This is a genomic window from Xenorhabdus griffiniae (genome assembly GCF_001028135.1).
Classification (GTDB): domain Bacteria; phylum Pseudomonadota; class Gammaproteobacteria; order Enterobacterales; family Enterobacteriaceae; genus Xenorhabdus; species Xenorhabdus bakwenae.
Genome location: NZ_LDNM01000028.1, coordinates 59,071 through 66,070, shown reverse-complemented (window position 1 = coordinate 66,070; position 7,000 = coordinate 59,071). Strand labels below are relative to the sequence as shown.

Here is a 7,000-nt window from a genome sequence, read left to right as displayed (position 1 = left end):
CGTATCTTTTAGCGACGCGGTTAATAAACACACAAGCACCATCACTCTTTGGACAGAGCGCGGTGCTGCGAACCACTCTAAGATGCTGGAAACTGACCAAGCGTGGAACTACTTCGACGACCTGACCGAATTCTACTTCACTCGTCGCGATAGCATCACAACGGAAGCTGAGTTACTCAGTAATCCCGCGAAGTTACGTTCAATGCTGTCCGTGTATGCCGAGAACGTTGAGCGCCTTGAGGGTGAAAATAAAACCCTGAATGCCACCGTAGATAGCCTGGAGAAATACTTCACCAAAGGGATGACCATTCCCGCTTTCTGTAAGGGCCTGAACGGGGTGAATACCGCCAAAATCATGTGGTGGGCAATGGAGCGCAACTGGCTTTACAACGAGCAGAAAGATCCGGAGAAAAAACCACGCTGGCGTGTCGCTTCATATGCCCGTGATCGCTATCTCACCGAAGATGAAAACGAGATAACCCCTCGCGGAAAGGACGCCTTTATCACCCGTACCGCCGTATTACTGGAGAAAGGTTGTCACCGCCTGTATGCCCTGTACATGAAAGGCGAACTTCCCATGAAGAAATCATGGAACGGTGAATACCACCACGACAAAGCCATTTATACACCGGAGGGCAAATAATGAGCAAGCAACACACTGAAACAACATTTGATTACGGCAAGTATGGCGTCATTGTCATCACTGAGGCAGCAAACAGCGAAATCATCAGTTATGCGGAAGCGTTAAAGGCGTTGGACGCGGGTCAGTATGACCGTGACTTATTGTTAGGTTTTGATTTGGTACTGGCTATCTCTCATGGCTGGAAAGCGGGCTTTTATGAGCCAACTAATGAACAGAGTTTGATGTTGTGGCGGTGGCTTGTGTCAGCCTTATTTGTGCAAGAGCAAATAGACAGAAATGGCACTCGTGAAGTTGATAACGGCAAGGGAGGCACTGATGCCGCAGCCATCTACGTTAATGGTACAGTGGCAATCACAGTATACCCATTAGCAGAGCGCATGATGTTAGCAACCCATGTTGAGGGGGTCGCCTTTGAGCAGTTCGGTAGCGAAGAAGGCGCGGATATGGCAGTCAGAATGTACATGGATTTTATCAATATGCCGCCAGAGATCGGCAACCGGTTATCTGAGAAAGGACGCGAGGGGCTTTCCATCCTGCACGATGACTTAATCGACGCAGTAGAGTCTGGCGAATTTAACTCTATGCCGGTGATTCATTGACAGGAGACTCGCATGATAACAAAAAACTTTCGTCTTAATGCTCTGGCTAACAGTTACGCAGCCGCTATCTATCACGATGTAACGACCCGTAACGGCGGCGATCACTTCACGGTGCAGGCCGGCAAAACAGAAATCAATGTCGCTATTGTCGATGGGGTAAAAGACATTCGTGAGCTGGTTGACAGCTACGCACTGGAAGTACTCCAGCAAAATTACCCAGCATGGGAAGTCATCGCCATTAACCTGATGGAGAAATGCGTAGTCAATGGCTACCTGACAGGCTACGGGCGTGAGATATGGCAAAGCATGATCAATGACATGGGCGACACGCTGGCAGCTAAGGGGATGTTTCAATGAAAATCGACTATCAGGACAAAGGCAGTACGGTGCAAATCATCATTGCCAGTTTCATTACCGAACGCCGCAAGCACCATCGTTGTGTTGATGCCGCCCTGTTAGCTACACCTGTTCGGGCTTCTTCCGTCGGTGTGCTTTTCAGAAAGACCACGATCACAGGTAAAGCGAACCACATGATACGTGCTTACAAAATCATCTGTAAGGAGGCTGACCGTGACAGATAAGCATCGCCAGAGGGCAGACATTGACAATGTACTTGTTAAGGCCACATTCCACATCGACGACGGGCGCGAATGGGCAGACTGGTTGTTGAAGAAGACGGATAAACAAAGAGAAAAATCAGTAATGACCAAAATTGACCAGTCTGAATTAATTTTGGCTGTACTCAAGGAAATTACCCGTCAACATTCGGGCGCTCAGTTAGAAATGGAGGGCTGGCAATTAATTGAAATTATTAAAGCAGCAAACTTGGTTTGTGATGCATTTGGAGGAAAGCGGTCATGAGCAAAATTAAAAACCCCGTTATTCTGGTTAATATCCATGAGAGTCATGCAGACAGCCTAACCGTCGCAGTTACCGATGGCTCTAATGATTGGCGTGACATGAAAAAAGCGGTTGTGGCTGATCTAAATGAACCGCTAAGCGATGACGACATGGATAAACTGCCTCTTCATGTTTTGTTCTATACCGCTCAGGCATTAGAAAAAGAACGACGTGAAAACCAGGCTTTTAAAGAGGCTATAGACAATATCAGTGAATTTGTTAAGTCAATTCTGTTTCATGTTGACGAAGGTTATCACGGACGGCACATCAAGCATTTTGTAGAGCAAGTTTTACTTTGGTGTTCAAAAGGAGAGGCGGCAAGCGATGACAACAATTGACCTACACCTCACACAAATCATCGCCTCAGTATGGGGCGATCCGGCTGATATCACCGATGCAATCTGGCAGGCAGGATACCGGAAAGGAGTTGAGAAATGAAGATGAACACGACGTTCTTGTTAATGGCGGAATTTGAAACTTCGCAAATTCCTTTGTCGGCCATAGCAGAAAGATACCTCAAAATGAGTCCCGGAACTGCGGAACGCAAAGCAAATGAAGGAAAGCTGAATATTCCTACATACAAATTAACTGACAGTCAAAAATCACCGAGAATCGTTCATGTGAATGATCTGGCTGCATACATTGACGAACAAAGAGAGCTGGCCGTAAAAGAAGTGGAAAGAATGCAGGCTAAAAAATAAGCTAGAAAAACCCGTCAAAACTATATGGGTGCTATAGTATCAGCACCCCAATAGCACCCCTGTGTTATATATATTATTGATTAATAAAATAATGACAGCGATTATAAACAGGTTAGTCGTATTCTTCATCCTATAAAAGCATCCAATAGGCAGGTTACTTTTATCCATCGTCCATAAGATTTATGCTATGAGAAATTCTAATTTCAGCAGAATAGGTTATGGCATCGATACAGAAACCCGCTTTTCGCCGCGGTGGTTTTACATTTAAACAGTTTTTTGTTGGACATGATAAATGTGCGATGAAAGTCGGGACGGATGGTGTGTTGTTGGGCGCCTGGGCACCAGTATATAACAGGAAAAGATGTCTGGATATTGGATGTGGCAGTGGTTTGATTGCGTTGATGATAGCCCAACGTACAAAAGAAGATACCTTTATTGATGCGGTGGAGCTGGATGGCCTTGCTGCAATGCAGGCTGTGGATAATGTACAGCAATCACCGTGGCCTTCCCGCATTACGGTATATCAGCAGGATATTCACGGTTTCGTGCGACAACATATGCAACAAAATGCGTTGCGGAAAATTAACGCGCAATACGATTTGATTGTTAGCAATCCTCCCTACTTTGAGCCTGCTATTGCATGTCGAAACAAAGCTCGCAATCAGGCGCGTTATACGGAGTCATTGACGCATCAGGGGTTATTGGCGTGTGTACGGTCATTGCTTACGCCGACAGGGTTATTTTGTCTGGTACTCCCTTATGAAATTGGTGAACAATTTGAAAAAATGGCGTCAGATTTGGGGTGGTTTACCCATTTCCGCGTCAATGTTCGTGACAGGCAAGATAAGCCGTTGCATCGTTTATTATTGGGTTTGTCACGGCAAGAACAGGACATCCAAGTGAGTGAATTAACGATTCGTTCCTCAGATGACACATATTCAGACGACTTTCGTCAGTTAATAACGGATTTTTATCTTTATTATTGACGATGTTAGCACCATTGAGATGGGGGATTGGATTTTTCGGTATAATAAAACAAAGGTTTTCTTTTTCTCAGTTTAAAATCGCGTGTCCTGTGAAATAGTGGCTATGATTTAGAAAATACAATACGAAAATAACAGGTGGTTGTAATCAAAATGACAACTAAAGTTGAACTTCACAGTGAACTGATACTCAAAGTCATGCTTGTTCGGGAAATCAGAACATCATATTGGTTTAATTTAAGTATAAATGTGGAGTTTTACCTCAGGAGAGTGAACCTCGGATGAGCGAGCAGTTAACGGATCAAATGCTGATTGAACGCGTCCAGAAGGGCGACCAAAAAGCATTTAATTTGCTGGTGATGAGATACCAGCACAAAGTAGCGAGCCTGATTGCTCGTTACGTACCTCAAAGCGACGTTCCCGATGTTGCTCAGGAGGTTTTTATTAAGACTTATCGGGCACTTTCTTCTTTCCGGGGTGATAGTGCATTTTATACATGGTTGTACCGTATTGCCGTTAATACTGCGAAAAATTATTTAGTTGCTCAGGGGCGCCGTCCACCATCCAATGATCTGGATGCCAACGATGCAGAGAATTATGATACGTCAAGTTCATTAAAAGAAATTTCGAACCCTGAGAACTTAATGTTGTCTGAAGAATTGAAGGAAGTGGTTTTCCGCACTATTGAATCGCTTCCAGAAGATTTGCGAGTCGCGATTACATTGAGGGAATTGGATGGATTGAGCTATGAAGAAATAGCCGACATCATGGAATGCCCTGTAGGTACTGTGCGTTCACGAATTTTTCGGGCAAGGGAAGCAATTGATAATAAAGTTCAACCACTGATCCAACAATAAATAGTGGAAACAGTGGGACAAAACAATATTGAAGGGTACTTTGGCATGCAAAGAGAAAAACTTTCCGCATTAATGGATGGAGAAGCTCTTGATAGTGAAGTAATTCATTTGGTCTCTGAAGATGCGGTCATGCAGAAACAGTGGGAACGCTATCATCTGGTGCGTGATGTGCTGCGTGGCGATGTGGGGGATGTATTGCATTTGGATATTGCAAGTCAAGTCGCGTTGGCGCTTGAAAAAGAACCCATTCATATTAATCCAGCGGCTGTTCTGGAATCTCAGCCAAAACCTGAAACATGGGCTAACATGCCATTCTGGCATAAAATCCGCGCATGGAAGAGCCAAATTGCACAAATTGGTGTTGCAGCCTGTGTATCGCTGACCGTGATTATCGGTGTCCAGCAGTATAATAGTAATAGCAGTGTTGAAACAGATAACCAATTTGAGGCACCCGCTTTTAACACATTGCCTGTGATGGGGACAGCCTCAACAGTTGGTTTAGCTTCCCCAGCCGAAGAAGAAACTTTCGGTGGTGATTTGAGTATGCAAGTGCGAGAAAGCAATAAGCGAATTGATGCGATGTTGCAGCAATATGAACTCGCCCGGCGCATTCACTCTGAAAAAAATCATGGTGTCATTCAGGCTAATCCGGTTCCTGAAGCGCAAGTGCCACAACCGTCACAACAACCGTGATGAAACGGACTTGGGTTGTCGTTTTTTTATTGGCGAGTAGCCTGGTAAATCCTCTAAAGGCCTCAGCGCAACAAAACAACGCTGAGGCTTTGTTACAGGATATGAGTAAGTCCGTGCAAACGCTGGATTATGAGCTTGGCTTCATCATCTTAGCACAGCAATTTCTCATTCCCTTACGTTACCGTCATGCCATTATTGATGGGCAGGTTATTGCTCAAATCATCCAAATGGATGGCTCACGTAGAGAGATTATCCAGCGCGGTGACCAAATCAGCTATTACGAACCTGGATTAGACTCATTTAGTATCCGTGGCGCTTATATCGTCGATTATCTTCCGCCGATCATCTTTGCCGATTTTGCTCAATTGCAAAAATTTTATCGTTTTATTGATGCAGGCAGCACGAATGTCGGCGATCATCCTGTGAATTTTGTACGCATCATATCGAAAGATAAATCCCGCTATAACTATAACCTGCTGATTGATGAGAAAAATCATCTCCCTTTGCTGATAGACCTATTAGATAAGGATAATAAAACAGTCATTGAGCAATTCCGTGTCGTGTCATCAACGGTGAATGGCTATATTAAAACGGAATTGAATGTGATTACTGATTTGAAACTACCTCCTATGCTACTTATTCCTCCGGCTGATAAGTTGAAATTCAATTGGCTGGTTGGAAAAATGCCTGACGGCTTCAAAGAAATTTCACGTAACAGTCGGAAACTATCAGAGACAGAATGGTTAGAATCCATCATGTATAGTGATGGATTGTTTAATTTTTCTGTCAATGTGGTGAACTCAGATAAAAAGGTGGTTGATGAACAACCATTTCGACAAGGCAGAAGAACGGTTTATACTTTGGCCAGAGGCAAAAACAGCATAACAGTCATTGGTGAGCTGCCTTTCTCAACAGCCGAACAAATTGCAGCAAGTGTGACGATTACGGGGAAAAACTGATGGTTAAAGAGTGGGCAACGGTTATCCGTTGGCACAAAGGCCGGGCATTATTACGTTATGGTTCATCTTCAGGCTGCGGTAGCTGTCAAACCAAAACAGCCTGTGGTTCTTATTTACTGGAAAAAATAGGGCCAGAAAGCATCCATCAGTTGGAACTGGAAATTTCTCAACCCCTCCAACCGGGTCAGAAGGTGGAAGTAGGCATTCCTGAAAGCAGCCTGCTACGTTCAGCTATGTTGGTTTATTTGACACCCTTGTTGGGTTTGTTTTTGGGGGCAGTACTTTTCCAATTTTGGACGCCTGTCCAATTATGGATCTGCTTAGGGGGGATTGGCGGTGGAGTCGCTGGTTTCTTCATTGCCCGCAAAATTGCTGCATATTGGGATAATTTGCAAGCGTACCAGCCTGTCGTGTTACAAATTGGCTTACCGCCTGATTCGATTAAGGTTCTACAGCAAGAATAATCTGTTTTACCCTATGAGTTTCAATTTTAATTTATCATTACTGAAAATAACTGGGGCATACTGAAAATGACAGACATGGCTAAGTTTTCACGGGTTTGGTTTTCGCGGGTTTGGCATGTAGAATACAGCGCTTCAGGCCAGTGGCCGAACCAATAAACTGTCGCTTTATGTCCATCAATGTGTCCATAGGCGAATGATTCA

Annotated in this window: 12 protein-coding genes; all 12 read left to right on the top strand. The window is 44.3% G+C overall.

What is annotated here, in order from left to right; all coding sequences use genetic code 11:
• The coding region (locus tag AAY47_RS07760; protein WP_047768545.1) for an antirepressor at positions 1-643 on the top strand (643 nt) is incomplete at its 5' end.
• Positions 643-1,242, top strand: a complete 600-nt coding sequence (locus tag AAY47_RS07755; protein ID WP_053014228.1) for a hypothetical protein — start codon at positions 643-645, stop codon at positions 1,240-1,242. The genes AAY47_RS07760 and AAY47_RS07755, both read left to right, overlap by 1 nt.
• A gap of 12 nt (positions 1,243-1,254) precedes the next feature.
• On the top strand, positions 1,255-1,599 hold the full coding sequence (locus AAY47_RS07750) for a hypothetical protein (RefSeq protein WP_047768522.1): 345 nt from the start codon (positions 1,255-1,257) through the stop codon (positions 1,597-1,599).
• On the top strand, positions 1,596-1,823 hold the full coding sequence (locus tag AAY47_RS07745; protein WP_047768520.1) for a hypothetical protein: 228 nt from the start codon (positions 1,596-1,598) through the stop codon (positions 1,821-1,823). The genes AAY47_RS07750 and AAY47_RS07745 overlap by 4 nt, the downstream gene beginning before the upstream one ends.
• A complete protein-coding gene (locus AAY47_RS21955) occupies positions 1,813-2,103 on the top strand; it encodes a hypothetical protein (protein WP_047768518.1) in 291 nt (96 codons plus the stop codon). The genes AAY47_RS07745 and AAY47_RS21955 overlap by 11 nt, the downstream gene beginning before the upstream one ends.
• Positions 2,100-2,480 (top strand): hypothetical protein, encoded by a 381-nt coding sequence (locus AAY47_RS07735; RefSeq protein WP_047768516.1) that lies wholly within the window; start codon positions 2,100-2,102, stop codon positions 2,478-2,480. The genes AAY47_RS21955 and AAY47_RS07735 overlap by 4 nt, the downstream gene beginning before the upstream one ends.
• A 102-nt stretch (positions 2,481-2,582) precedes the next feature.
• Positions 2,583-2,843 carry a pyocin activator PrtN family protein gene (locus AAY47_RS07730; RefSeq protein WP_047768541.1) on the top strand — a complete coding sequence of 87 codons (261 nt, stop codon included), beginning with the start codon at positions 2,583-2,585 and terminating at the stop codon, positions 2,841-2,843.
• A 218-nt stretch (positions 2,844-3,061) separates the two neighbouring features.
• Positions 3,062-3,829, top strand: coding sequence for a tRNA(1)(Val) (adenine(37)-N(6))-methyltransferase TrmN (trmN, locus tag AAY47_RS07725; RefSeq protein WP_047768515.1), 768 nt, complete (start codon positions 3,062-3,064; stop codon positions 3,827-3,829).
• 278 nt (positions 3,830-4,107) lie between these two features.
• Positions 4,108-4,683: an RNA polymerase sigma factor RpoE gene (gene rpoE / locus AAY47_RS07720; RefSeq protein WP_047768512.1), complete on the top strand. Its 576-nt coding sequence runs from the start codon at positions 4,108-4,110 to the stop codon at positions 4,681-4,683.
• A gap of 45 nt (positions 4,684-4,728) precedes the next feature.
• On the top strand, positions 4,729-5,376 hold the full coding sequence (rseA, locus tag AAY47_RS07715) for an anti-sigma-E factor RseA (protein ID WP_047768510.1): 648 nt from the start codon (positions 4,729-4,731) through the stop codon (positions 5,374-5,376).
• A complete protein-coding gene (gene rseB, locus AAY47_RS07710; protein WP_047768509.1) occupies positions 5,376-6,335 on the top strand; it encodes a sigma-E factor regulatory protein RseB in 960 nt (319 codons plus the stop codon). The genes rseA and rseB overlap by 1 nt, the downstream gene beginning before the upstream one ends.
• Positions 6,335-6,799, top strand: a complete 465-nt coding sequence (gene rseC / locus AAY47_RS07705) for a SoxR-reducing system protein RseC (protein ID WP_047768507.1) — start codon at positions 6,335-6,337, stop codon at positions 6,797-6,799. The genes rseB and rseC overlap by 1 nt, the downstream gene beginning before the upstream one ends.
• Positions 6,800-7,000: the final 201 nt, after the last annotated feature.